The 24,297-nt window shown below is 66.3% G+C and carries 23 protein-coding genes and 1 pseudogene; 13 read left to right on the forward strand and 11 right to left on the reverse strand.

What is annotated here, in order from left to right; all coding sequences use genetic code 11:
- The 5 genes and pseudogenes from VNW74_RS09840 to VNW74_RS09860 all read left to right on the forward strand — a co-directional run.
- A pseudogene (locus VNW74_RS09840) lies at positions 1-235 on the forward strand (hypothetical protein); the annotation flags it as partial.
- The gene (locus VNW74_RS09845) at positions 232-843 is read left to right on the forward strand and encodes a heme-copper oxidase subunit III (protein ID WP_325676413.1); all 612 of its coding nucleotides are present in this window, start codon (positions 232-234) and stop codon (positions 841-843) included. The pseudogene VNW74_RS09840 and the gene VNW74_RS09845, both read left to right, overlap by 4 nt.
- Complete coding sequence (locus tag VNW74_RS09850; protein ID WP_414686644.1) at positions 840-1,706, forward strand: c-type cytochrome; 867 nt, start codon at positions 840-842, stop codon at positions 1,704-1,706. Before VNW74_RS09845 ends, VNW74_RS09850 begins: the two co-directional genes overlap by 4 nt.
- The gene (locus VNW74_RS09855) at positions 1,700-2,884 is read left to right on the forward strand and encodes a ubiquinol-cytochrome c reductase iron-sulfur subunit (RefSeq protein ID WP_414686646.1); all 1,185 of its coding nucleotides are present in this window, start codon (positions 1,700-1,702) and stop codon (positions 2,882-2,884) included. The genes VNW74_RS09850 and VNW74_RS09855 overlap by 7 nt, the downstream gene beginning before the upstream one ends.
- A complete protein-coding gene (locus VNW74_RS09860) occupies positions 2,881-4,569 on the forward strand; it encodes a cytochrome bc complex cytochrome b subunit (RefSeq protein WP_325676416.1) in 1,689 nt (562 codons plus the stop codon). The genes VNW74_RS09855 and VNW74_RS09860 overlap by 4 nt, the downstream gene beginning before the upstream one ends.
- Before the next feature lie 21 nt (positions 4,570-4,590).
- Here the strand turns inward: VNW74_RS09860 and VNW74_RS09865 are convergent, their stop codons facing one another.
- The 4 genes from VNW74_RS09865 to VNW74_RS09880 all read right to left on the reverse strand — a co-directional run bounded on the left by VNW74_RS09865 (position 4,591) and on the right by VNW74_RS09880 (position 7,832).
- Entirely contained in the window at positions 4,591-5,223 is a 633-nt protein-coding gene (locus VNW74_RS09865; RefSeq protein ID WP_325676417.1) for a DUF2561 family protein, read from the reverse strand.
- The gene (locus tag VNW74_RS09870) at positions 5,223-6,143 is read right to left on the reverse strand and encodes an MmpS family transport accessory protein (protein ID WP_325676418.1); all 921 of its coding nucleotides are present in this window, start codon (positions 6,141-6,143) and stop codon (positions 5,223-5,225) included. The genes VNW74_RS09865 and VNW74_RS09870 overlap by 1 nt, the downstream gene beginning before the upstream one ends.
- Positions 6,144-6,326: 183 nt before the next feature.
- Positions 6,327-6,746, reverse strand: a complete 420-nt coding sequence (locus VNW74_RS09875) for a cytochrome c oxidase subunit 4 (protein ID WP_325676419.1) — start codon at positions 6,744-6,746, stop codon at positions 6,327-6,329.
- A gap of 9 nt (positions 6,747-6,755) precedes the next feature.
- On the reverse strand, positions 6,756-7,832 hold the full coding sequence (locus VNW74_RS09880; RefSeq protein ID WP_325676420.1) for a cytochrome c oxidase subunit II: 1,077 nt from the start codon (positions 7,830-7,832) through the stop codon (positions 6,756-6,758).
- A gap of 177 nt (positions 7,833-8,009) precedes the next feature.
- Between VNW74_RS09880 and asnB the strand changes: the two genes are divergently transcribed.
- A complete protein-coding gene (gene asnB / locus VNW74_RS09885; protein WP_325676421.1) occupies positions 8,010-9,962 on the forward strand; it encodes an asparagine synthase (glutamine-hydrolyzing) in 1,953 nt (650 codons plus the stop codon).
- A gap of 7 nt (positions 9,963-9,969) precedes the next feature.
- On the opposite strand, the gene VNW74_RS09890 is transcribed toward asnB, so the two are convergent.
- Positions 9,970-10,944, reverse strand: coding sequence for a carbohydrate kinase family protein (locus VNW74_RS09890; RefSeq protein WP_325676422.1), 975 nt, complete (start codon positions 10,942-10,944; stop codon positions 9,970-9,972).
- A gap of 164 nt (positions 10,945-11,108) precedes the next feature.
- On the opposite strand from VNW74_RS09890, the gene VNW74_RS09895 reads away from it, so the two are divergent.
- Positions 11,109-11,783, forward strand: coding sequence for a hypothetical protein (locus VNW74_RS09895; RefSeq protein ID WP_325676423.1), 675 nt, complete (start codon positions 11,109-11,111; stop codon positions 11,781-11,783).
- Between the two features lie 28 nt (positions 11,784-11,811).
- Here the strand turns inward: VNW74_RS09895 and VNW74_RS09900 are convergent, their stop codons facing one another.
- A complete protein-coding gene (locus tag VNW74_RS09900) occupies positions 11,812-12,183 on the reverse strand; it encodes an iron-sulfur cluster assembly accessory protein (RefSeq protein ID WP_325676424.1) in 372 nt (123 codons plus the stop codon).
- A gap of 85 nt (positions 12,184-12,268) precedes the next feature.
- Positions 12,269-13,345, reverse strand: a complete 1,077-nt coding sequence (locus VNW74_RS09905) for a glycerate kinase (RefSeq protein WP_325676457.1) — start codon at positions 13,343-13,345, stop codon at positions 12,269-12,271.
- Positions 13,346-13,532: 187 nt separating this feature from the next.
- On the opposite strand from VNW74_RS09905, the gene VNW74_RS09910 reads away from it, so the two are divergent.
- The 4 genes from VNW74_RS09910 (at position 13,533) to VNW74_RS09925 (ending at position 16,600) form a co-directional block, all read left to right on the forward strand.
- Positions 13,533-14,180 carry a DUF3043 domain-containing protein gene (locus tag VNW74_RS09910; RefSeq protein WP_325676458.1) on the forward strand — a complete coding sequence of 216 codons (648 nt, stop codon included), beginning with the start codon at positions 13,533-13,535 and terminating at the stop codon, positions 14,178-14,180.
- 85 nt (positions 14,181-14,265) lie between these two features.
- The gene (locus VNW74_RS09915) at positions 14,266-14,799 is read left to right on the forward strand and encodes a bifunctional adenosylcobinamide kinase/adenosylcobinamide-phosphate guanylyltransferase (RefSeq protein ID WP_325676425.1); all 534 of its coding nucleotides are present in this window, start codon (positions 14,266-14,268) and stop codon (positions 14,797-14,799) included.
- The gene (gene cobT, locus VNW74_RS09920; RefSeq protein WP_325676459.1) at positions 14,796-15,860 is read left to right on the forward strand and encodes a nicotinate-nucleotide--dimethylbenzimidazole phosphoribosyltransferase; all 1,065 of its coding nucleotides are present in this window, start codon (positions 14,796-14,798) and stop codon (positions 15,858-15,860) included. Before VNW74_RS09915 ends, cobT begins: the two co-directional genes overlap by 4 nt.
- Positions 15,857-16,600, forward strand: coding sequence for an adenosylcobinamide-GDP ribazoletransferase (locus VNW74_RS09925; RefSeq protein WP_325676426.1), 744 nt, complete (start codon positions 15,857-15,859; stop codon positions 16,598-16,600). Before cobT ends, VNW74_RS09925 begins: the two co-directional genes overlap by 4 nt.
- A 118-nt stretch (positions 16,601-16,718) precedes the next feature.
- Here the strand turns inward: VNW74_RS09925 and VNW74_RS09930 are convergent, their stop codons facing one another.
- From VNW74_RS09930 to gcvT, 3 genes are all read right to left on the reverse strand, one after another.
- Positions 16,719-18,239: a zinc ribbon domain-containing protein gene (locus VNW74_RS09930; RefSeq protein WP_325676427.1), complete on the reverse strand. Its 1,521-nt coding sequence runs from the start codon at positions 18,237-18,239 to the stop codon at positions 16,719-16,721.
- Between the two features lie 267 nt (positions 18,240-18,506).
- Entirely contained in the window at positions 18,507-19,613 is a 1,107-nt protein-coding gene (locus VNW74_RS09935; RefSeq protein ID WP_325676428.1) for a branched-chain amino acid aminotransferase, read from the reverse strand.
- Between the two features lie 22 nt (positions 19,614-19,635).
- On the reverse strand, positions 19,636-20,733 hold the full coding sequence (gene gcvT, locus VNW74_RS09940; RefSeq protein ID WP_325676429.1) for a glycine cleavage system aminomethyltransferase GcvT: 1,098 nt from the start codon (positions 20,731-20,733) through the stop codon (positions 19,636-19,638).
- A 129-nt stretch (positions 20,734-20,862) separates the two neighbouring features.
- On the opposite strand from gcvT, the gene VNW74_RS09945 reads away from it, so the two are divergent.
- A complete protein-coding gene (locus VNW74_RS09945; RefSeq protein WP_325676430.1) occupies positions 20,863-21,948 on the forward strand; it encodes an adenylate/guanylate cyclase domain-containing protein in 1,086 nt (361 codons plus the stop codon).
- 25 nt (positions 21,949-21,973) lie between these two features.
- Positions 21,974-23,527: a leucyl aminopeptidase gene (locus VNW74_RS09950; RefSeq protein WP_325676431.1), complete on the forward strand. Its 1,554-nt coding sequence runs from the start codon at positions 21,974-21,976 to the stop codon at positions 23,525-23,527.
- Between the two features lie 19 nt (positions 23,528-23,546).
- Here the strand turns inward: VNW74_RS09950 and VNW74_RS09955 are convergent, their stop codons facing one another.
- Positions 23,547-24,287 (reverse strand): hypothetical protein, encoded by a 741-nt coding sequence (locus VNW74_RS09955; RefSeq protein ID WP_325676432.1) that lies wholly within the window; start codon positions 24,285-24,287, stop codon positions 23,547-23,549.
- Between the last annotated feature and the right edge of the window lie 10 nt (positions 24,288-24,297).

Genomic DNA, 24,297 nt, shown 5'->3' on the forward strand with positions numbered 1-24,297 from the left:
GGGCCCCAGCCGATCGCAAGCGCGGCGCAGCCGGGCGCAGCGGGTCGCCATCGCAGGGCCCCAGCCGATCGCAAGCGCGGCGCAGCCGGGCGCAGCGGGTCGCCATCGCAGGGCCCCGGCCGATCGCAAGCGCGGCGCAGCCGGGCGCAGCGGGCGCACCGAAATGAATTCCGCTCGCCAATTGCCGCCCCGAGTGGAGGTCGACAACTACAAAGCGTCATACTTGCGGATGTGACGAGTGCGGTAGGGACCTCGGGTACTGCTATCACGGCGCGCGTACATTCGCTCAACCGCCCCAACATGGTCAGTGTCGGCACCATTGTCTGGCTTTCCAGTGAACTGATGTTCTTTGCTGGGCTGTTCGCGTTCTACTTCACGGCGCGCGCCCAGGCGGGCGGCAACTGGCCGCCCCCGCCGACCGAACTGAACCTCTACCAAGCCGTTCCGGTCACGCTGGTGCTGATCGCCTCGTCGTTCACCTGCCAGATGGGGGTTTTCGCGGCCGAGCGCGGCGACGTGTTCGGGTTGCGTCGCTGGTACGTGGTCACCTTTGCGATGGGGTTGTTCTTCGTGCTCGGGCAGGCCTACGAGTACCACCACCTGATGAGTCACGGGACCACCATCCCCAGCAGCTCCTACGGCAGCGTTTTCTACCTGGCCACCGGCTTCCACGGACTACACGTCATCGGCGGGCTGATCGCGTTCATCTTCCTGCTGGCCCGAACCACGATGAGCAAGTTCACCCCGGCGCAGGCGACCGCGTCGATCGTCGTCTCCTACTACTGGCACTTCGTCGACATCGTCTGGATCGCCCTGTTCGCGACGATCTATTTCATCCGATGACCAGCGCGCGCAAGGACAGGAGTGCTCGGTTGAAGAGACTGGGTTTGGCCCGATCGCTGAGTGATCGGGCGCGGCGTCGCCTGCGCCGCCGTTTGTCGGCGGGACTACTGCTGGTGGTGGCACTTTCGGCGGCCGGCGGGCTGGCCGCCGTCTTGACCCCCAGCCCTCAAGTGGCTGTCGCAGACGAGTCGTCGTCGGCGCTGCTGCGGACCGGTAAGCAGCTTTTCGACACCTCGTGCGTGACGTGCCACGGCGCCAACCTGCAGGGCGTGCCCGACCGCGGGCCGAGCCTGATCGGCGTGGGCGAGGCCGCGGTCTATTTCCAGGTATCTTCCGGCCGGATGCCCGCGGTGCGCGGGGAAGCCCAGGCGGTCCGCAAAGACCCCGTATTCGACGGCCCTCAGATCGATGCGCTGGGCGCCTACGTGGAAGCCAACGGCGGCGGGCCCGCAGTGGTACGCAACCCGGACGGCAGTATCGCAATGCAATCGCTGCGCGGCGACGACATTGGCCGCGGCGGCGATCTGTTCCGACTCAACTGCTCGTCGTGCCACAACTTCACCGGCAAGGGCGGGGCGCTGTCGTCCGGCAAATTCGCGCCCGACCTGGAGCCGGCCAACGAGCAGCAGATCCTCGACGCGATGCTGACCGGTCCGCAGAACATGCCGAAGTTTTCCGATCGCCAGCTCTCCTTCGATGCCAAGAAAGACATCATCGCCTACGTGAAATCCGTTACGGAGGAACGTAGTCCGGGTGGCAACGGCCTGGGCGGGTTCGGCCCCGCCCCCGAGGGCATGGCGATGTGGATCATCGGGATGGTCGCCGTCATCGGCGCGGCGCTGTGGATTGGGGCACGATCGTGAGCGACGACGCGAAAGGCACCGGGCAGCCCACCGATGCCGAACTGAACGCCATGTCGCGTGACGAACTCGTCGCCCTGGGTGGCCGGATCGACGGCGTGGAGACCGTCTACAAGGAGCCGCGCTGGCCGGTTGCCGGCACCAAGGCCGAGAAGCGGGCCGAACGCCTCGTCGCGACATGGCTTTTGCTGGGCGGGTTCTTCGGGTTCGCGCTGCTGGTCGTTTTCCTGTTCTGGCCGTGGGAGTACAAACCGCACGGAGCCCATGGCAGCTTCCTGTACACCCTGGCCACCCCGCTCTATGGCCTGACTTTCGGGCTGTCCGTGCTGTGCATCGCCGTGGGCGCGGTGCTCTTCCAGAAAAAGTTCATCCCCGAAGAGATTTCGATCCAGGACCGCCACTACGGCGCGGCCGGCTCAGATGAGATCGACCGCAAGACCGTGGCCGCAAACCTGACCGACGCCTTCGAAGGCTCGACGCTGCGGCGCCGCAAACTGATCGGCCTGTCGCTGGGCGCCGGACTCGGCGCATTCGGGCTCGGCACCCTGGTGGCATTTGCCGGCGGCCTTATCAAGAACCCGTGGAAACCGGTGGTGCAGACCGCCGACGGCAAGAAAGCCGTGCTGTGGACCTCGGGCTGGACGCCGCGCTATCACGGCGAGACGATCTACGTGGCCCGGGCGACCGGCGAAAGCTTGGGAGCGCCGTTCGTCAAGATGCGGCCCGAAGACATCGACGCCGGCGGCATGGAGACGGTCTTCCCGTGGCGCGAGTCAGACGGCGACGGCACCACGGTGGAATCACACGAAAAGCTGACATCCATCCTGACCGCCGTCCGTAACCCGGTGATGCTGATCCGTATCAAGCCCGCCGACATGTCGCGGGTAGTGAAGCGAAAAGGCCAGGAGAGCTTCAACTTCGGTGAGCTGTTCGCCTTCACCAAGGTCTGCTCGCACCTGGGTTGTCCCTCATCGCTTTACGAGCAGCAGTCCTATCGCATCCTTTGCCCCTGCCACCAGTCGCAGTTCGACGCATTGCATTACGCCAAGCCGATTTTCGGGCCGGCCGCGCGCGCGTTGGCACAGCTGCCCCTCACCATTGACGCCGACGGGTACCTCGTCGCCAACGGCGACTTCATCGAGCCTGTCGGACCGGCATTTTGGGAGCGCACAACATCATGAGTCCAAAACTGAGTCCGCCCAAACCGCCCCAGATCGGCGAGGTCCTCGCCCGCCAGGCCGAGGATATCGACACCCGCTATCACCCCTCGGCTGCGGTGCGCCGCCAACTCAACAAGGTGTTCCCGACGCACTGGTCGTTCCTGCTCGGTGAGATCGCTATGTACAGCTTCATCGTCCTGCTGTTGACCGGCGTGTACCTGACGCTGTTCTTCGACCCCTCCATGAACGACGTCACCTATAACGGCGCCTACCAGCCGCTGCGCGGCGTGGAAATGTCGAAGGCCTACGCGTCCACACTCGACATCAGCTTCGAGGTGCGCGGCGGCCTGTTCGTCCGCCAGGTGCACCACTGGGCCGCGCTGATGTTCTCCGCCGCGATCATGGTGCACCTGGCCCGGATCTTCTTCACCGGTGCGTTCCGGCGGCCCCGCGAAGCCAACTGGGTCATCGGTTCGCTGCTGCTGATCCTGTCCATGTTCGAGGGATACTTCGGCTACTCGCTGCCCGACGACCTCTTATCAGGCATCGGCCTGCGCGCCGCGCTGTCGTCGATCACCTTGGGAATGCCGGTGATCGGCAGTTGGTTGCACTGGGCACTGTTCGGCGGTGACTTCCCCTGCGGCGGCGTGGGTAGCGACTGCACCGCGGCGGGCTACATCATCCCGCGGTTGTACGGGCTGCACATCCTGCTGTTGCCGGGGATCATTCTGGCGCTGATCGGCGCGCATCTGGCGTTCGTGTGGTTCCAGAAGCACACTCAGTTCCCCGGGCCCGGTCGCACCGAGCACAATGTCGTCGGCGTGCGGGTGATGCCGATATTCGCCGTCAAATCCGGCGCCTTCTTCGCGCTGACCACCGGGATTGTCGGCCTGATGGGCGGACTGCTGCAGATCAACCCGATCTGGAACCTGGGTCCCTACAAGCCATCTCAAGTCTCAGCAGGCAGCCAGCCGGACTTCTACATGATGTGGACCGAAGGCCTGGCCCGTATTTGGCCGGCGTGGGAGTTCTACATCGGCCACCACACCATCCCCGCGGTGGTCTGGGTCGGGTTGATCATGGGCCTGGTTTTCACGCTGCTGATTATCTACCCGTTCCTGGAGAAGCGATTTTCCGGCGACTACGCCCACCACAACCTGCTGCAGCGCCCGCGTGATGTCCCGGTGCGCACCGCGATCGGGGCCATGGCGATCGCCTTCTACATGATCCTCACCCTCAGCGCGATGAACGACGTCATCGCCCTGAAATTCCACATCTCGCTCAACGCGACGACCTGGATCGGACGCATCGGCATGATCGTGCTGCCGCCGTTCGTCTACTTCATCGCCTACCGATGGGCCATCGGCCTGCAACGCAGCGACCGCGCCATCCTCGAGCACGGCATCGAAACCGGCATCATCAAACGCCTGCCGCACGGCGCCTACATCGAACTACACCAGCCGCTGGGCCCGGTCGACGACCACGGCCACCCCGTGCCGCTGGAATACCAAGGCGCCGCGGTACCGGTCAAGATGAACAAGCTCGGCTCCGGCGGCTCGCCGGGCTCGGGCAGCTTCCTGTTCGCCGACCCCCCCTCCGAAGACGCCGCTCTCTCCGAGGCCCACCACAGCGCCGAACAACGCGCCCTCACCGCACTGCGGGAGCACCAGGACGGCAGCAACGGCTCATCGAACGGCCACCACTAGGGCAGCGAACCGCCTGGGCGGTTATACGGCGAGCGTGCGGCGTAGCTGGCGCACCTGTTGCCACGGCACCAACGGCATGATCAGCGTGACGAAGCCGGCGATCCCATAGCTGGTCCACGAGAAGGCATCGTGGCCGATGGCCATCAGGTAGGTGGCCACCGCGACCGCGAGCAGCGCCACTCCGATGGTGATCATCAGAGCGGCGGTGCCGCGCAGCCAGACGCGGTCCACTGCCGCGTCTGACAAGGCCGGCCGCAGCGTGGTCAACCGCTCGGTATAGCCCTGCCCCGTGATCGTCGGCGCGGGCGCGTGCTCGGCCCTGATGGGCTGCCCACCCGTTGTGCGTGCCGTCCGCGCCGATCGCGTGAGCGGCCCGTCCCGGGTGGACCGACGGGCACGCAGCAGCATCGGAATCGACGCCAAGATGATCAGCGCGGAGATGACGATGATCGCGTAGAGCACCGACGAGGTGTGCGGGTTCCCTTTCGGGTCGTGGAAGCCCCGGCCGAGGTCCGCCAGCGCGACGATGGCCGCCACGCTCATCCCCACCAACGCCAGCCAGACAGCGGCGCAGGACCCAACCAGTATGCGATCGGCGGTAACGGGCGTGATCTTGCTGCGCGCGCCCCAGACTTGGGAGTACCGGTCGATCATCAGCAGTTCGTCTGTGGCTGGTTGTTTTCGTTCGACGACAACACCTTGCCGTCGCTGGTGGTGATCGAGCAGTTGAGTTTGCTCAACCGCAGCAAGCTGGACGCCTCGACCGAACCAACATCGGACTGCGAGATCGGTGTCAGCGTGAGGGTCCACGGGATGTACACGTTGTTCAGGATCCGTCGCATTCCGGAGGCGTCGGTATAAGTGATCGTGATCTGGTCAAACGGCGCCTTGCTGCCGGTCACCGAGTAGGTGACCTGCCGGGGTGCTGCGGGAGGAGCGCCCGCGGGCGGCGGCGCCGCGGCGGGCGGCGCCGGAGCAGGAGCAGGGGCCGGCGCCGGAGCAGGCGGTGGCGGCGGTGCCTCGGTCGGCGGCGGAGGTGGCGGTGGCGGAGCCTCGCTGGTCGGCGGAGGCGGTGGTGGTGGCGGGACGCTGGTCGTCGGCGGCGGAGGCGGCGCGGGTGGCGGTGTGGTGACGATGATCTCGTCTTGCATCGGCGGCGTCGATGTGGGCGCAGTGCTGGGCGTCGCCACCTGGTTGGTACTGGTGCGAGTGAACAGCAGCGACACCGACACCACCAGGGCGATCGCCGCGGCAATCGCGACAATGCCGACGATCCACGGCCAGCGTGGCGCGGTGGCTTCTTCGTCGGCTAGCTCGTCGTATCGGTCGTAGTCGTAGAGGTCCAGGTCTGCGGGCACATATGGGCCGCTGGTGACGTGTTCGGACTCCGGAGCCGAGTAAGCCCGGGAATAGATATCCGTCTGGGCCGTATCGCCCTCCCGTTCGGCCCCGTCCCCCGTCGACTCTTCGCCGAATTCGTTGCCGCCCTCCTCGAATTCGGCGTCGCCTTCGCTGGGCTCGACTCCGGGTTCCAGTTCTTCGGACTCTGGTCCTGGTGGATTGGGCCCGCTCATGTTTGCCTGTCCTGTCCGACTACTTCACCGACGCGCGCAGCACCGCGGCTGTGTTGTTGAGCGCGCGCTCCGATGTTCCTCATTGTGCCTCGGAAACCCTACCCAACCGTTACCTGCGCGGCATTCTCGGTGAACGGGACACGGATCAACTGATGCCCTGATTGTGACCTTTGCGGGCGCCGACTAGTGCTTCTCCGGACCGAGGTAGTACTCGAAGACCAACCCGGCCGCCGAACTCAGGACAAACACCACCCCGGCGACAATCAACCACGGTAGCCACAACGCAATGCCGACCGCGGTTACCGAGCCCGACAGCGCGATCAGAATCGGCCACCAGCTATGCGGGCTGAAAAAACCCAGTTCGCCTGCGCCGTCGCTGATCTCAGCACCCTCGTAATCCTCGGGGCGGGTGTCGAGCCGGCGTGCCACGAAGCGGAAGAACGTCGCCACGATCAGCGCCATTCCAGAGGTCAGCGCCAGCGCCGTAGTGCCGGCCCACTCGATGCCCCCGGTGGCAAACAAGGTGGTCAGCACGCCGTAAAGAACCGTGCAGAACACGAAGAACGCGGCCACGAATTCGTACAGCCTGGCCTCGATATGCATGGGGGCTTCCTAGTTACTCGCTTGGGGCGCACGCTCGCCGCGGCGGGTCTCGAACGGGTGAGTGGTGACCGCGACCGGCGACTGGGCGATCGCCTGCAATGCCTGGGCATTGGTCTTACCCGCGATCCGCTGCTGCAGGTAGGCCTTGAAGTCGTTGGGCTGCACCACCCGGACCTCGAAGTTCATCATCGAGTGATAGGTGCCGCACATTTCGGCGCAGCGACCCACGAATGCGCCGGTCTGGTTGATGTCAGCGACCTGGAAGACGTTCACCGAATGGTTTTCATGCGGATAGGGCATCACGTCACGCTTGAACAGGAACTCCGGCACCCAGAAAGCGTGGACGACGTCGGCGGAGGCCAGCTGGAACTCGATGCGCTTGCCCGCAGGCAGCACCAGTACCGGGATCTCGGTGCTGGTACCCACCGTCTCGACCTTGTCGTAGTTCAGATAGCTGCGGTCTTGCATGGTGATTCCATGGTCGGGACCGGGAAGCTCCTCGCCCTGCTTGTTCTGGGCTTCCGATTTGGAGACCACTGCCGCCTTGCGGGCCGGGTCGGCTCCGTCAAAATTGAGCGTGCCGTCCTTGAAATCGACCTTCTGGTAACCGAACTTCCAGTTCCACTGGAACGAGGTGACGTCGACCACGACCTCCGGGTCGGACGCCAGGTGCAGCATCTTCTCCTGCACCACCACGGTGAAGTAGAACAGCACCGAGATGATCAGGAACGGCGTCACGGTCAGCACCAGCTCCAGTGGCATGTTGTAGCCGAACTGGCGGGGCAACTCGGTGTCGGTGGGTTTCCAGCGGTGAAAAGCGCTGGTCCAGAAGATCAGGCCCCAGACGATCGCGCCGACCACCAGGGATGCGATCACCGCGCCGACCCACAGCTGCCGGTTGTAGTCGGCCTCCGGGGTGATGCCCCTCGGCCAGCCCATGCCCAAGACTTCCGACCAACTGCATCCGCTCAGCGTGACCGCCAGCGTGCCGAGCAGGCCGGCCAAAACCAGTAGCCGACGCCGGCGGGAGCCCGCGGAGCGGCTTCCCAACAAGCCCTGCGAACGGCCTGGTCCGCGAGGTGTCACCGTGGCTCCTCCTGAATCACAAGCTAGGACCGACAGCAAGCATGTCGAATACTACGCAGCGTAGACCACGCCAAGTAATCAAGCCGTGTCGGAGCCCCCGCGCCCGCCCTCCGACCGCCGGCCGGCCCGCGACCTGCGGCGGCGCCCACCTTTCCGCGTTGCGGCATACTGGGCGCGATGTGTGGACTGCTGGCCTTCGTGAGCGCTGCGGCCGGCGGCGATTCGTCGAGCGGTGCCCGTGATACGGCCGATGCCGTCGCCCGCGCATCGCACCTGATGCGCCACCGTGGACCCGACGAGCCGGGCACCTGGGCCGATCCCGCCGGCACCGTCGTGTTCGGCTTCAACCGGCTGTCCATCATCGACATCGCCCATTCCCATCAACCGCTGCGTTGGGGGCCACCGGAAAGCCCCGGCCGGTATGAGTTGGTGTTCAACGGCGAGATTTACAACTATCTGGAGCTGCGGGCCGAGCTCGCCGAGCGGCACGGCGCCGTCTTCGCCACCGACGGCGACGGTGAGGCCATCGTCGCCGCCTATCACTACTGGGGCGCCGACGCCCTGACCCGGCTGCGGGGCATGTTCGCCTTCGCGCTGTGGGACAACGTCGCCGGCGAATTATTCTGCGCCCGTGACCCCTTCGGCATCAAACCGCTGTTCATGGCGACCGGAACCGGCGGCACCGCGGTAGCCAGCGAAAAGAAATGCCTGCTGGAACTGGCCGACGTGATCGGTTTCGACACCGCCATCGACTTGCGCGCCGTACAGCACTACACGGTGCTGCAGTATGTGCCCGAACCCGAGACCCTGCACCGCGGCGTGCGCCGGCTCGAGTCCGGCTGTTATGCGCGGATTCGTCCTGGTGCCGCCGCACCGGACACCACCCGCTACTTCGTGCCGCGGTTCGCGGCGACACCGATTACCCGGGACACCGAGCAGGCTCGCTACGACGAGATCACCGCGGTGCTGGAGGACTCGGTGGCCAAGCACATGCGCGCCGACGTGACCGTCGGCGCCTTTCTGTCGGGTGGCATCGACTCGACGGCGATCGCGGCGCTGGCTATCCGGCACAACCCCCGGCTGATCACCTTCACCACCGGGTTCGAGCGTGAGGGATTCTCCGAGATCGACGTCGCGGTGGCATCGGCGGAAGCGATCGGTGCGCGGCACGTCGCCAAGGTGGTGGCTCCCGACGAGTTCGTCGCCGCCTTACCCGAGATCGTGTGGTACCTCGACGAGCCGGTGGCCGACCCTGCGCTGGTGCCACTCTTCTTCGTCGCCCGTGAGGCGCGAAAGCACGTCAAGGTGGTGCTATCCGGGGAGGGCGCCGACGAGCTTTTCGGCGGGTACACCATCTACCGGGAGCCGTTGTCGCTCAAGCCTTTCGACTATCTTCCCGGGCGCCTGCGACGCTCGATGGGGACGTTGTCCAGACCCCTGCCGGACGGCATGCGCGGCAAAAGCCTGCTGCACCGCGGATCGCTGACGCTTCAGCAGCGCTACTACGGCAACGCACGCAGCTTCTCCGACGCGCAACTGCAGGACGTGTTGCCCGGGTTCCGGCCGGAGTGGACGCACACTGACGTGACGGAACCGCTGTACGCGCAATCAGCGGACTGGGACCCGGTGGCGCGCATGCAACACATCGACCTGTTCACCTGGCTGCGCGGCGACATTCTGGTCAAGGCCGACAAGATGACGATGGCCAACTCGCTGGAACTGCGGGTCCCGTTTCTGGATCCCGAGGTATTCGCGGTCGCCTCCCGATTACCGGTGCAGGCCAAGATCACCCGTACCACCACGAAGTACGCGCTGCGGCGCGCGCTGGAACCCATCGTTCCGCCGCACGTCCTCAACCGGCCGAAACTGGGCTTTCCGGTGCCTATCCGGCACTGGTTGCGTGCCGGCCCGCTGCTGGAGTGGGCGCATGAAATGGTGAACTCTTCAGCAACCGACCATCTGATCGACCTGCCCGCCGTTCGTCGGATGTTAGACGAACATCGTTGCGGCACAACCGATCACAGTCGCAGGCTGTGGACCGTACTGATCTTTATGCTGTGGCACGGGATCTTCGTCGAGCACAGTGTGATGCCACAGATCAGCGAGCCTAGCTACCCGGTGCAGCTATGACGGCGGCTTAGACGAGCGCGGCGGAAATCTCGCGGGCGGCGTCGTCGCCGTAGGCCCCGGCCAGCCGAGTCACCGCCTCGTCGCGGTCCCAGTGCCACTCCTGGGTGCCGGTCGACTCCAGCACCAGCACGGCTACCAGCGAGCCGAGCTGCGCAGAACGCTCCAGGCTCAGGCCGGTGCTGCGGCCGGTCAGGAAACCGGCCCGGAACGCGTCGCCGACGCCGGTGGGGTCGGTTTGGCTGGTCTCGGGCACCACGCCGACATGGACGGTGGTGCCGTCCTGGTCGACGATGTCGACGCCCTTGGCGCCCAGCGTGGTCACCCGCAGGCCGACCCTTTCCAGCACGTCGGCTTCCGACCAGCCGGTCTTGGAGAGCAACAGCTCCCACTCGTAGTCGTTGGTGAACAGGTAGGCGGCGCCGTCGATGAGCTTGTTGATCTCTTCTCCAGAGAGGCGGGGCAGCTGCTGGGACGGGTCGGCGGCGAAAGGCAGACCGAGGTTCCGACACTCTTCGGTGTGCACCACCATCGCGTCGGGGTCGTTCGCCCCGATGATGACCAGATCCGGTTTACCCACGGTCGACACGACATCGGCGAGCTTGATGTTGCGGGCCTCCGACATGGCGCCGGGATAGAACGACGCGATCTGAGCCATGTCGAGATCTGTGGTGCAGACGAAACGCGCGGTGTGCGCCGTGTCGGAGATCAGCACGTGGTCGCAGTTGACACCGTGACCCTGCAGCCATTCGCGGTAGTCGGCGAAGTCGTCACCGGCCGCGCCGACCAGTGCCACGTCACCACCCAGCACACCGATGGCGAAGGCGATATTGCCGGCCACGCCGCCACGATGGATCACCAGGTCGTCGACCAAAAAGCTCAGGGATACCTTCTGCAGATGCTCGGCCAATAGGTGCTCGGAAAACCGGCCGGGAAACCGCATCAGATTGTCGGTCGCGATCGAACCGGTCACCGCAATCGTCACGAAAAAACCACCCTTCGTTCGTAAGTTCGGCTAGCTAAGCTTACCCGCGGCTTGTGGCCGCCGCTGCGGCGCGCAGCGCGGCCCGCTAGCCTCGGTAAGAGAAACCTAGCGGCGACAGACTTCGTTCAGGGTCATCCAGCCCCGATACCCGAGGAGAACCGCCTATGCCCGGTCCGTACTCGCCGGACCACCGTCTCGGCACCCACGGACCGCCGTTCACCGACCCGCATCCCAGCCAGCCCATCCCCGGCCAGCCGGCGTACGCGGCACCGCCGCTGCACCAAGCGGCCGAAGCGGCGCCGCCGTCGGCGGCCTATCCGGGTCTGCTGCCACCGCCGGTGCGCTACCCGAAACGCCGCCGTCGACGGGTGCTTCTGGCCGCTGTGGCGGCGTTGGTCGTGGTTGCCGGATTGATCGCGGCGATTGTGCACGGTGTGCGCGGCGGCCCTACCACCTCCGCCGGCGCGATCTCCGACGCCACCGCCAAAACGGCGATCCAGGGCTATTTGGACGCCCTCGACCATCGCGACACCGAGACCATCGCGCGCAACTCGCTGTGCGGCATCTACGACGCCGTACGGGACCGGCGCTCCGATCAGGCGCTGGCCAAATTGAGCAGCGACGCGTTCCGCAAGCAGTTCTCCGATGCCCAGGTGACCTCGATCGACAAGATCGTCTACTGGTCGGATTACCAGGCGCAGGTGTTGTTCAGCATGCGCGTCAAACCTGCCACCGGCAGCGCCGTGCACGAGCAGATACAGGGGATCGCGCAATTACTTTCCCAGCACAACCAGGTGCTGGTGTGCTCCTACGTGCAGCGGACCGCCGGCACTTACTAGCCTCGCCCCAAAAGGGGAAGCCCGAACGTCAGTTGAACGAATCGCCGCAGGCGCACGAGCCGGTGGCGTTCGGGTTGTCGATGGTAAAGCCCTGCTTCTCGATGGTGTCGACGAAGTCAATGGAGGCGCCCTGTACGTAGGGCGCGCTCATCCGGTCCACAGTCAGCCTCACACCACCGAAGTCCGCGGTCAGGTCACCGTCCAGCGCGCGGTCGTCGAAGAACAAGTTGTAACGCAGGCCCGCGCATCCCCCTGGTTGGACTGCGATACGCAGCGCCAGGTCGTCGCGTCCCTCCTGTTCCAGCAGTGACTTCGCCTTGGCTGCCGCGGCGTCGGTCAAGATCACGCCGTGGGTTGAGGTGGCTGACCCTGCGGCGGCAGTCTCGTCCTGAACAGTCATTGCGTCTCCCTATGAGTGCCTACAAGCTCAAATCATTCTCGGGTCGGTGGAGGGTTTGTGCACCCCGATGAAAAAACCCACCCCTTCAAAGGTACCTTGTCGGGCCTCTATTCCCGAGTCGCGCCGCTACGTAGGAGGCCAGGCCCATGAGCTGGTTGGCGGCGTCGGCCAAAGCCAGCCGCGCCGAACCGGCGTAGTCGGCGATCGCGTAAGCCGCCAGGATGCCCGCCGATCGCACCGCCAGCCGGTCGAGGTCTACCTGACCAGCCATCACCACGACCGGTATGTCGTGCGAGCGCGCCGCCTCGGCCAGCGCGCCGACGACCTTGCCGTGCAACGACTGGTCGTCCAACCGGCCCTCGCCGGTGATCACCAGATCAGCGCCGGCCATGTCGTCGTCCAACCGCGTGTGCTCGGCGATGATCGACGCACCGGATTCACACCGGCCGCCCAGGGCCAGCAGCGCCGCGCCGATGCCCCCGGCGGCCCCGGCGCCCGCTTGTGCGCTGACCGGCCGCCCGGCGGCTGCGTCCAGCTCACCGGCCCACTCCGTGAGCCGGTGTTCGAGCATGGCGACGGTGGCCGAATCCGCTCCCTTCTGCGGCCCGAACACCTCCGCGGCCCCCCACGGCCCCAACAGCGGGTACTCGACGTCTGACGCGGCGATCAGCTCCACTCCGGCCAGCCGCCGCTGGCCCGAACTAAGGCCGCCCAGCTCGTCGACCATTCCGCGGCCGCCGTCGGTGCTGGCAGTGCCGCCCAAGCCGACCACGATCCGTGCGGCCTCCGCCCGCAGGGCAGCGGCGATGAGCTGGCCGACTCCCCTGCTGTGCGCGGACAGCGCCGTTTGCGGCGTCGGCGGGCCGCCGAGGCGGGCCAATCCGCACGCCTGCGCGCATTCCAGGTAAGCCGTTCCCGAGTTGAGGTCCAGCACCCACTCGGCCTGCACGTTTTCGTCCAGCGGGCCGCACACCTCGAGTTGCCGCCGCTCGCCGAATCGGCTGGCCAGCACCTCGACAAAGCCTGGGCCGCCGTCGGATTGCGGCGCAATGGTGTATCGATCGGCGGGCCGCACCTGGTTCCAGCCCGTCGCAATCGCGGCGGCCGCCTCGACCGCGGTCAGGCTGTCGCCGTAGCAATCGGGGGCAACCAGCACGCGCAGGGTCGGCACCAGGCCCGCGGCGGGTGCGATACCCCCGACGTCAGCCGCCGACCCGCTCATCTGAGTCAGCGTAGGGCCCGCTGGGGAAAGGTGCACCCCCCGCCAGGTCACGTTCGCACCGTCTACCAGACAGCATCCGCTGCGAAGTAACCTGGCAAACGTGAAACTGCTGGGTCGTAAGAAAGACGTGGACGCCGCCGGTGACCAGGGCGGTGGCCGGACGCCGGCGGAGGCCGCGGAAGCCTCCGAATCCCGTGGTTCGCAGACAACCGCCCCCAAGGGCCGCCCCACGCCCCCGCGTAGCGCCGGCCGCCGCAAGGGCCCGGTCGCGCCGGCGCCGATGACCTCCGCCGAGGCCCGCGCACGGCGAAAGTCTTTGGCGGGGCCCAAGCTCAGTCGTGAGGAACGCCGGGCTAACAGTGCAACGCGTCGCGCGCAGATGACGGAACGTCGGGAGCGCATGATGGGCGGCGACGAACGCTACCTGCTGACCCGCGATCAGGGCCCAGTGCGCCGGTTCGCCCGGGACTTGGTGGACGCCCGCCGCAACGTGCTCGGGCTCTTCATGCCTTCGGCCCTGACTTTGTTGTTCGTCATGTTCGCCGTCCCACAATTGCAGCTGTACATTTCACCTGCCATGACGCTGCTGATGGGTCTGATGATGCTCGACGGGATCATCCTGGGCCGCAAAGTCACCAGGCGCGTCGACGAGAAGTTTCCCGACAACACCGAAAGTCGTTTGAAGCTAGCGCTTTACGCAGCCGGTCGGGCTTCCCAGATGCGCCGGATGCGAGCGCCGCGGCCACAAGTCAAGCACGGCGCCAGTGTCGAGTAAACGTCGTCGGAAGAGGCCCTCGCATGGCGACCCGGCGCGCCCGGCTGCGCCGCGCTTGCGATCGCCATGGGGCGCTTGAGCTGCCGTGCGGACCCTGGTGCTCGGCGGAATCAAGTCGGGCAAGTCCCGCTGGGCGGAGATGGCCATCGCCGAGTCACTGGGACCGGTTGAGCCGGTCCGCTACCTGGCGACCGGGTCGGTAACGGACACCGACCCGGCTTGGTTGCGACGGATCGCCCAGCACCGAGATCGGAGGCCCGGGCACTGGTCAACAGTGGAAAGCGACGACATTCCAAGACAATTACGCCAGTCGTCGGCCGCGCCCACCCTGGTCGATGACGTTTGCGGCTGGCTGACCGCCACTTTGGACCGCCGCGGCTGGGAGCACGGCTCGGTGACGCCAGACGTCGACGAGATGCTGGCCACGGTGGCCGCATTCGATTCGCCGCTAGTCCTGGTCAGCCACGAGGTCGGGCTGACGGTCGTGTCGGCGACCGCATCCGGCCGCCGGTTCACCGATGAGTTGGGCGCACTCAACCAGCGACTGGCCGCGTTATGCGATCGGGTGGTGCTGATGGTGGCCGGGCTGCCGTTATACATCAAGCCGGCGAGGGTCTGACGATGTTTCCGCCGGTCGTACCGCCCGATACGGCTGCCGCCGCGGCGGCCCGGGGCCGCCAGGACACGCTGACCAAGCCGCCGGGCGCACTGGGCCGTCTCGAAGATCTGTCCGTCTGGGTGGCATCGTGCCAAGGCAATTGTCCGCCAAAGCAATTCGAGCGCGTGCGAATTGTGGTGTTCGCCGGCGATCACGGGGTCGCCCGATCGGGGGTATCGGCCTACCCGCCGGAGGTCACCAGCCAGATGGTCGCCAACATCGCCGCCGGCGGCGCCGCTATCAACGCGCTGGCCGACGTCGCCGGCGCGACGGTGCGCGTCGCCGACTTGGCCGTGGACGCTGACCCGCTCTCCCAGCAGATCGGCGCGCACAAGGTGCGGCGCGCCAGCGGCGACATTACGAAAGAGGATGCGCTGACCCACCAGCAGGCCGTCGACGCGATTGACGCCGGCCGGCAGATCGCCGACCAGGAGGTCGACGCCGGTGCGGATCTTCTCATTGCTGGTGATATGGGCATCGGAAATACCACTGCGGCAACGGTTCTGACCGCGGCGCTGACGGGTATCGAGCCAGTTGCGGCGGTCGGCTACGGAACGGGAATCGACGACGCCGGGTGGTCGCGCAAAACGGCGGCGGTGCGCGATGCGTTGTTCCGGGCCGAGCCGGTGATATCCGATCCGGTTGCGCTGCTGCAGCGTTGCGGTGGGGCTGATCTGGCGGGAATCGCCGGCTTCTGCGCGCAGGCCGCGATCCGGCGTACCCCACTGTTGCTCGATGGCATGGCGGTGACGGCTGCTGCGCTGATCGCCGAGCGTCTGGCTCCAGGAGCCCGGCTGTGGTGGCAGGCCGGTCACCTCTCGACCGAACCGGCGCATGCGCTGGCCCTGGCCCAGCTCGGGCTCGATCCAATACTGGATCTGAGAATGCGGCTGGGCGAGGGTACCGGCGCGGCGGTGGCGCTGCCGGTGCTGCGGGCCGCAGTGGCCGCGTTGACATCAATGGCCAGCTTTGCCAGCGCGAACGTTTCCAACCGCGTCGACCGCTCTGAACCAACATCGTGATCGGCCCGCTGGCAACGGCTTTCGCGTTCGAGACGGTGGTCCCCCTGCCCCGTGCATCGGACCGGCCGCTAGGCGGCGGTGCGATGACCGCTCTGCCGGTCGTCGGCGCGGCACTCGGTGCGCTGGGCGCGGCCGTGGCATGGGCGAGCGCGCTGGTGTTCGGCTCAGGCAACCCGTTGACCGGCCTGATCGCGGTGGCGGCGTTGCTGGCGGCGACCCGGGGCCTGCACATCGACGGCGTGGCCGACACCGCCGACGGGCTGGGTTGCTACGGGCCGCCGGAACGCGCGCTGCAGGTGATGCGCGACGGGTCGACCGGACCGTTCGGGGTGGCCAGCGTCGTGTTGGTGATCGCCCTGCAGGGGCTGGCTTTTTCGGCGCTGCACGCGGCCGCGATCGTCGTCGCCGTTTCCGCCGGCCGGGTCGCCGCTGTGCTGGCCTGCCGCCGGTCGTTGCCGGCGGCTCAGGGCAGTACGTTGGGCGCTCGGGTCGCAGGCACCCAGCCTGCGCCGGTGATCGCGGCCTGGGTCATCGTGCTGCTCGCGGCGGCTCTCGCCGCAGATCGACAGCTGTGGCAGGGGCCGGTGGCGGTGCTGGTCGGGCTCGGTTGCGGTGCGGCGCTGATCGGGCACTGTGTGCGCCGTTTCGGCGGCATCAGCGGTGACGTGCTGGGCGCCGCAATCGAATTGACCACGACAGTGACTGCGCTGCTGCTGGTCGGATTGGTCCGCTTCGGCTGACGGGGCTGTGGACTCCACCGGACTGAACGTTCGCTGTGGCGCGACCTAACTCTCTGCTCGGGGAAGCGTGGAACCCTTAATCCGCAAAATTCGAATGACCCGCGCGCTAACCGGGTCGCTACTGCATCGACAGCATCATTTGCGCGGCGTCTGGCAGTGCCGCTTTAAACGTGGCCAGACTCCCGGCGTAGAGATTGAAGAGGCCCGACACGCCGGTTACGGTGTTGTACAGCGTCACCCATCCGCCGTAGATCTGGTCGGTGCCCTGGTTGGTTTGGAGGTTGGCGGTGTAGTCGACCTCGAACAGCTGATTGAAGTTCTTGCCCTGCAAGGGCTCCGGCGCCGCCGGGGTTTGCTTGACGTTGGTCAATCCAGAGCTCTGGATGTTCTGGTTGATCAGGAAGGTGGATTCTTTTCTGATGTCCGAGGTGTTCTCGCTACCCGCATCAACGAACAGGGCCGCGCTTTGGTCGCTATTGATGAGGTCGGCGGACTGCTGACCTTGACGGGTGACTGTCCAGCCGGGAGCCGCCGTCATATTGATCCCGGCGAACAGTTTGACCGTGGTGGCGGCGCCGGCCGCCAGCGATGTGCTGGTCGACGCCAAAGCCACGCTGCCCCAAGGGCGCTGACCAGGCCGGCCAATCGTGTGGTGGACAGACCCGGCCGATGAAGCGCTGTGCGGAGCGATCCTGCTGCTGCCGTCCTGACCCGGCGGCGTGGGATGCGTTGCCGCACCGCTCATTACCACCGCCACGCTGGCCACCGCAGCGATCACGACGACTACGGCTACGATCCCGGCGACCAAGCCGGCATGCAACCGGTGCTCAGCGTGGCCGGTCGCCGGCACACCCGCACCCGGCCCAGCGTCGGCGAGCAACGCCTCGTGCAACCCATCACGAGCCGCGGCCAAACCCGCTCCCGCCAGCACGAACGCCGCCAAGGCGGTCAACACGATTCCGCGTGTCCCATACGGCTGCAACAAGGTGGTCGCCAACTCATAGGCCACCACCAGCACCAATCCCTCGATCACTCCGGCGACAGGGCTGACCCCCAGTCGGCGCAAACCCAACACACCGACGGCGGCCGCCGTCGCCAGCACAATCGGCTGCAAAAACCCCAGCGTCAGAGAAATGAACGCCACGTGCGCCGGATCCCCAGCCGTGCCCTGCACATGAGTGAAGGCTCCGTGCTGGACCACCACACTGAGCGCCAACGACAGTGCCGCACCACTTAGCGAACAAGCCACCACGGCATCCATCGGATGCCGGAATGCCGAGCGCGCGCTGACCACCAACGGGGCGATCAGCACCGCAACAAACGCCGCCACCGGTACCAGCAGACCCAGCTCGAGAATCCGAGGAACCGGCGGCAGGTGATAGCCGGTCGAACCCGCCGCCACCAGCTTGATGAAATGGGTCTCCAGCAGCCCGACCCCGACGCCGAGCAGCAGCGAAAGCCCAAACGACACAGCGATCACCGTCAGCGGCTCATCGTGCCACAACCGGTGATCATGAATGTAAACCAGCACCGCCGCCGGCAATGCCATTGCCGTCAACACCAATGCGACCGGCAGCGAGCCCAATCCTGCTGCGATCAATGCGGCCGACAACGCCAATGCGGTGGCATTGCGGTACACATGATGACGCCCGGATGCAGGTGCGGCATCAGCGTCCCCATCACCGCCCCCTGGCGACGCGACCCCTGCGGCGTCGGGCTACTCGGGCTGACCATCTCATACCTCCGGCGATAATTGGCGGGCGGCCCACCGCGCTAAGCGCAGCGCATTCGCTGCCACCAGGGGAATTTGCCCGCAGCAGCCTACGGCCAAATTCGGCGCAATACGGCCAAATCACGCCACCGACCAAAATCGTCGCCCGGTGATCGAGTTCCGGCGGCCCGGCTTTCAGCCGAGCCGTGACATCCAGCCGTGGGTGTCGGCGAACGTTCCGCGCTGGATCCCGGTCAACGTGTCGCGCAGCGCCATCGTCACTTCACCGGATTCGCCATCGCCGATGGTGAATTCGCTTTCGCCGTACTTCACGTGTGAAATCGGAGTGATGACCGCGGCAGTGCCGCAGGCGAACACCTCGGTGATCTCGCCGGCGGCGGTCTTCTTCTGCCACTCGTCGATATCGATCTTGCGTTCCTCGATGGCAAAACCGGCATCAGTTGCCAACTGCAGCAATGAATCCCGCGTGATGCCCGGCAGCAGCGCGCCAGACAGCTCGGGGGTGACCAGCCGGGCCGATCCACCGCTGCCGAACACAAAGAAGATGTTCATCCCGCCCATCTCTTCGATGTAACGGCGTTCGACGGCATCCAGCCACACCACCTGTTCGCAGCCATTGTCGGCAGCTTCGGCTTGCGCCACCAACGACGCGGCGTAGTTTCCGCCGAACTTCGCCGCACCGGTACCGCCCGGACTGGCGCGCACGTATTCCGTTGACACCCAGACGCTGACGGGTTTGATGCCGTTCTTGAAATACGCGCCGGACGGTGAACCGATCACCAGGTAGCGATACTGCTTGGCCGGGCGCACCCCCAGGCCCGGCTCGGTCGCGAAGATGAACGGCCGCAGATACAGCGACTCTTCGCCACCGGCCGGCGGAACCCACCCTTTATCGACGGCGATCAGTTGCCGCAACGACTCGATGAACAGTTCGTCGGGCAATTCGGGGATCGCGATCCGCCGCGCCGACGATCGCATCCGCGCAGCGTTGGCCTCGGCGCGGAACGACACGATCGACCCGTCCGGCCACTGGTAAGCCTTAAGCCCTTCGAAGACTTCCTGCGCGTAGTGCAGCACGATCGCCGACGGATCCAGCTCGATCGGGCCATACCCGATGACCCGTGCATCATGCCAACCCTGCCCATCGGTGTAATCGATCGACACCATGTGGTCGGTGTGATATCTGCCGAAACCCGGGTCGGCCAGTATCGCTTCGCGTGCCTCGTCGCTGGTCGGGCTTGCGGTGCGTGAAACCGCAAACTCGAGGACGCCACCGGTCATCATGCGATTGTATAGCCGGGCGCTAACGGGTTTTTGGATCGACGAACGGTGGGCGCACCACCTCGCATTCAACCGCGCGGCCCCGGACATCGACCGCGACGTGCTGGCCGTCCTCGACGCCCGCGTCCGTGTCGATCAGCGCCAGTGCGATACCGGTTTTCAACGTCGGCGAAAACGTGCCCGAGGTGGTGAACCCGACCTGGGTGTCCCCGTCGAGCACGGTCAACTCCGGCCGCAGCACACCGCGACCCACCGCGCGCAGGCCGCGCAGCAGCCGCCGCGGACCCGCCTCTTTCTCGGCCAGCAGCGCGTCACGGCCGAAGAACCCGCCCTTCTTCCACCCGATTGCCCAACCACATCGAGCCTGCAGCGGCGAGATATCGGCCGAGAGTTCGTGACCGTGCAATGGATAACCCATCTCGGTGCGCAACGTGTCACGCGCCCCCAGACCGGCAAGCTGCCCATCGGCTCGCGTCACCGCGGCAACCAGCGCGTCGAACACCACACCGGCCGATCCCCAGGGTGGCAGCAGTTCGTAACCCTGCTCCCCGGTGTATCCGCTGCGGCAAACCCGCACCGGCACGTCCGCGAACGCCGCGTCGGCATAGCCCATGTAGTCCATATCGGTCGGCAGCCCCAATTCGGCCAGCACTTCCGCCGACCGTGGTCCTTGCACGGCCAGCACCGCGTAAGAACGATGCTCGTTGCTGATCGTGAGGCCAGCGGGCGCAGCTCTCTGGAGAGCCGCAACCACCGCCGCGGTGTTGGCGGCGTTGGGCACCAGAAAGATCTCGTCGGGCCCAACATAGTAGGCGATCAGGTCGTCAATGACTCCACCAGATTCGTTGCAGCACAACGTATATTGCGCTTTTCCCGGCTCGATGCGGTTCAGGTCGTTGGTGAGCGCGGAGTTGACGAACTGCGCGGCACCGCGGCCGCGGACCAACGCCTTGCCGAGGTGGCTGACGTCGAACAGGCCGACGGTGGTGCGGGTCGCGGTGTGCTCACTGACGGTGCCGGCATACGACACCGGCATCAGCCAGCCGCCGAATTCGGCAAAGGTCGCGCCGAGCTCACGGTGGCGGTCCTCGAGTGGTCCGTGCAATAAGCCATCGCTCATGGCGCCGCTCCTCTTTATCGCTGCCTCCCCCTCGCCGCTGCGCGGCTGGGGGTGCCCCCACTGCATCGCCGCCTGCGCGGCTCACGACATTCGACCCTAATCCGGCTCGTCACTGGCAGACTTGGTCAGGTGGTCGATTTGGAGGCGCTGGAGGCCGCCGGAATCGCCGACGCCCGCGGGCGGGCAGGTCTGATCGAGTATTTGACGGAACTCGGTTTCACCGCGGACCAGATGGTGGAAGCCGAGCGTCGCGGCCGCTTGTTCGGGCTTGGCGGTGACGCCCTGTTGTTGTCCGGTCCCCAGGTCTATACCCTGCGGACCGCCGCAGATGCGATCGGCGTGGCATTGGAGGACGTCGAACACGGCTGGGCCATGCTCGGCCTGACCGTCGCAGATCCGGATACCCCGGCGTTGAGTCAGGCCGACGTGGACGGCCTGGCGACCTGGGTGGCGCTGAGGATGCAGATGGGCCCCGACGCTGCGGATGGTTTCTTGCGGGTCCTCGGAGCGAACGTGGCCCGGGTGGCCGAGGCCATATCGTCGATGATCCGGACGAGTCAGCCCAAAATGTGGCTCGGCCTCACCGGGGACGAACTCACCACTGCGCAGGTGTACCGCGAGATGGCGGCGTTCGTCCCCCGCCTCGGGGCAATGATCGACGCCGTCCACCGCCACCATCTGGTCAGCACCCGAACGTTCATCGAGGGCGTGGTCAGCGGCCAGTCGGCGAGCTTGGAGTGCGGCGTCGGTTTCGCGGATCTCTCCGGCTTCACCGCGCTGACCCAAAGGCTCACACCCGCGGAGTTGTCGGAAATGCTGACCGTGTTCGGCGCCACCGCCAGCGACGTGGTGCACGCCGACGGCGGGCGGCTGGTGAAGTTCCTCGGTGACGCCGTGATGTGGGTGAGCTCGAACCCTGAGCGGCTGGCGAAAGCGGCTGTCGACCTCGTCGACCATCCGCGTGCACGCGAGGCGGGACTACAGGTCCGCGCCGGCCTCGGCTACGGCCAGATCCTGGCCATCAATGGTGATTACTTCGGCAACGCGGTTAACCTGGCGGCCCGGCTCGTCGCCGCGGCGGGTCCGGGCCAGATCCTGGCCGCAGTGGAAGTCCACGAGCAATTGCCCGACTGGCCGGTGATCGCCCAGGATCCGTTGATACTCAAGGGTTTCGACGAACCGGTGACCTGTTACGACCTCAGCCGCGGCCGATGACCGCCGATCGTTAGGGTTAATGCTTGTGAGCACACAACCCGGTTATCGCGCCCCTGCCGTCACCGTCGCCTCCTCGTTGCCGCGTCGCGGCGCCGGGTCGGCGGTGTTGATCGTCCCGGTGGTCTCGTCAGGTCCAGAAGGCACAGAGGATCAGCCGGGGGCCGCTGACATCTCCGTCGCCGCCGTGGAGCCTTTTCTGCCGGTCGAGGCGGTCGCCGAAATCGAGGCAGGCCTGCGGGCGCTGAACGCCACCGGCGCGAGCGAGCAGGTGAACCGGCTGGTGGTGCGTTCGCTGCCGGTGGCCAGTGTGCTGACGATAGGTCTGGGCAAGCGGCGCGACGAGTGGCCCGCCGACGTGATTCGCCGCGCGGCCGGTTCCGCGGCGCGCGCGTTGGGCAGCGCCGAGACCGCCATCACCACACTGACGGCCCTCGACCTGGAGGCAGCGGTGGAGGGGCTGATTCTGGGCAGCTACCGGTTCACCGCGTTCCGTACCGACAAGACCGCCCCCAAGGACCCCGGCCTGCGCAAGATCACCGTGCTCTCCACCGACAAGGGCGCCAAGGCCCAAGCCGCGCATGCAGCGGCGGTCGCGACCGCCGTGGCCACCGCCCGCGACTTGGTCAACACCCCGCCCAGCCACTTGTTTCCGGCTGAATTCGCAGATCGCGCAAAGGCTTTGGGTGAATCGGTTGGCCTCGAGGTCGAGGTGCTCGACGACAAGGCGCTGCAAAAGGGCGGCTACGGCGGGGTGGTCGGAGTCGGCAAGGGTTCGTCGCGACCGCCGCGCCTGGTGCGGCTGACCCACCACGGGTCGCGGCTGGCCAAAAAGCCGAAGCGGGCCAAGAAAGTTGCCCTGGTCGGCAAGGGCGTCACCTTCGACACCGGCGGCATCTCGATCAAGCCCGCGGCATCGATGCATTACATGACCGGCGACATGGGTGGTGCCGCCGCGGTCGTCGCGACCGTGGCGCTGGCGGCGCAGTTGGAGCTGCCGATCGACGTGATCGCCACCGTGCCGATGGCCGAGAACATGCCGTCGTCGACCGCCCAGCGCCCAGGTGACGTGCTGACCCAGTACGGCGGGACGACCGTCGAGGTGCTCAACACCGATGCCGAGGGCCGACTGATCCTCGCCGACGCGATCGCCCGGGCGTGCGAAGACAACCCGGACTACCTGATTGAGACGTCGACCCTCACCGGTGCGCAGACGGTGGCGCTCGGCGCGCGTACGCCGGGGGTGATGGGCAGTGACACTTTCCGCGACCGGGTGGCGGCCATATCCCAGCGGGTCGGCGAGAACGGCTGGGCGATGCCGCTGCCCGACGAACTCAAAGACGACCTGAAGTCGACAGTGGCCGACCTGGCCAACGTGAGCGGGCAACGCTTCGCCGGGATGCTGGTTGCGGGCGTGTTCTTGCGCGAATTCGTTGCCGACGGCGTGAATTGGGCACACATCGACGTCGCCGGGCCGGCCTACAACACGGGTAGCTCGTGGGGTTACTCCCCCAAGGGCGGCACGGGTGTTCCGACCCGCACCATGTTCGCGGTGCTGGAAGACATCGCCGAAAATGGCTAGCCGGCGCCTCAGCGCGAGGCTAGTGGTGCACCACCGGATGCTGGAACCATTTGACCTTCTGCCGCCAGGATTGCGCTGAAGTCAGTGCGAAACCGGCGCCGCACGCACATGCGAACAGCCAGACCAGCGCCGCCCCCAGCTGACCTTGAATCGGGGGAATCAGCGCGGTGATCATCCGCACCACGCAGGCAGAAATGCCGCTGGCCGAGGCGACCAGATAGAGGTTCGCGATGTTCCTCGAGCGCGGGTCCTTGCGCAGCACCAGCAGCGCTCGCGAGCCGAACACCAGCAGGTAACAAAGCGTTCCACAGAGCAAAAGCCAATACACGGTCAGCCAGATGTCGGTGGGTAGCGCAAAGAAATCGCTCGCGTAAGTCTTGCTGGCATAGCTGAGGGTGAACGTCGCCAACAACAGTGGAATGCACAACGTCGCCGGTCGTTCCACAAATTGCTTGAACGACCTCTGTAAAGCGTCGTCCTCTTCAAGCCGACCGACCGCGTTGTAGACGATCGCCGAGGCCGCGACGACGTAACAGTCGTGCCCGACGTAGTTCTGCAGGTTCCACTCACCGGTGATGTTGTGTAGGACGACGCCCAGCGTGTCGGCGCACAGCGGGGACATCAAGGCGACCGCGCATCCCTGCAGGGCGATGTTGAGCGTGGCGGCCACCTCCCACCGGCAATGCCAGGTGACTCGCCGTATCCAGAGGCTCCACGCGATGGACGCGAGGGTGATGATGATGAGTGCAGAGAGAGCCACGAGATATCCG

It is taken from the genome of Mycobacterium sp. (assembly GCF_035570115.1).
Lineage (GTDB): Bacteria > Actinomycetota > Actinomycetes > Mycobacteriales > Mycobacteriaceae > Mycobacterium.

What these genes read in the sequence shown, in the direction of transcription:
- VNW74_RS09850 (WP_414686644.1), top strand. Translation starts at nt 840, where the DNA reads ATGACCAGCGCGCGCAAGGACAGGAGTGCTCGGTTGAAGAGACTGGGT.
- VNW74_RS09860 (WP_325676416.1), top strand. Translation starts at nt 2,881, where the DNA reads ATGAGTCCAAAACTGAGTCCGCCCAAACCGCCCCAGATCGGCGAGGTC.
- VNW74_RS09865 (WP_325676417.1), bottom strand. Translation starts at nt 5,223, where the DNA reads ATGATCGACCGGTACTCCCAAGTCTGGGGCGCGCGCAGCAAGATCACG.
- VNW74_RS09870 (WP_325676418.1), bottom strand. Translation starts at nt 6,143, where the DNA reads ATGAGCGGGCCCAATCCACCAGGACCAGAGTCCGAAGAACTGGAACCC.
- VNW74_RS09875 (WP_325676419.1), bottom strand. Translation starts at nt 6,746, where the DNA reads ATGCATATCGAGGCCAGGCTGTACGAATTCGTGGCCGCGTTCTTCGTG.
- asnB (WP_325676421.1), top strand. Translation starts at nt 8,010, where the DNA reads ATGTGTGGACTGCTGGCCTTCGTGAGCGCTGCGGCCGGCGGCGATTCG.
- VNW74_RS09895 (WP_325676423.1), top strand. Translation starts at nt 11,109, where the DNA reads ATGCCCGGTCCGTACTCGCCGGACCACCGTCTCGGCACCCACGGACCG.
- VNW74_RS09900 (WP_325676424.1), bottom strand. Translation starts at nt 12,183, where the DNA reads ATGACTGTTCAGGACGAGACTGCCGCCGCAGGGTCAGCCACCTCAACC.
- VNW74_RS09935 (WP_325676428.1), bottom strand. Translation starts at nt 19,613, where the DNA reads ATGACCGGTGGCGTCCTCGAGTTTGCGGTTTCACGCACCGCAAGCCCG.
- gcvT (WP_325676429.1), bottom strand. Translation starts at nt 20,733, where the DNA reads ATGAGCGATGGCTTATTGCACGGACCACTCGAGGACCGCCACCGTGAG.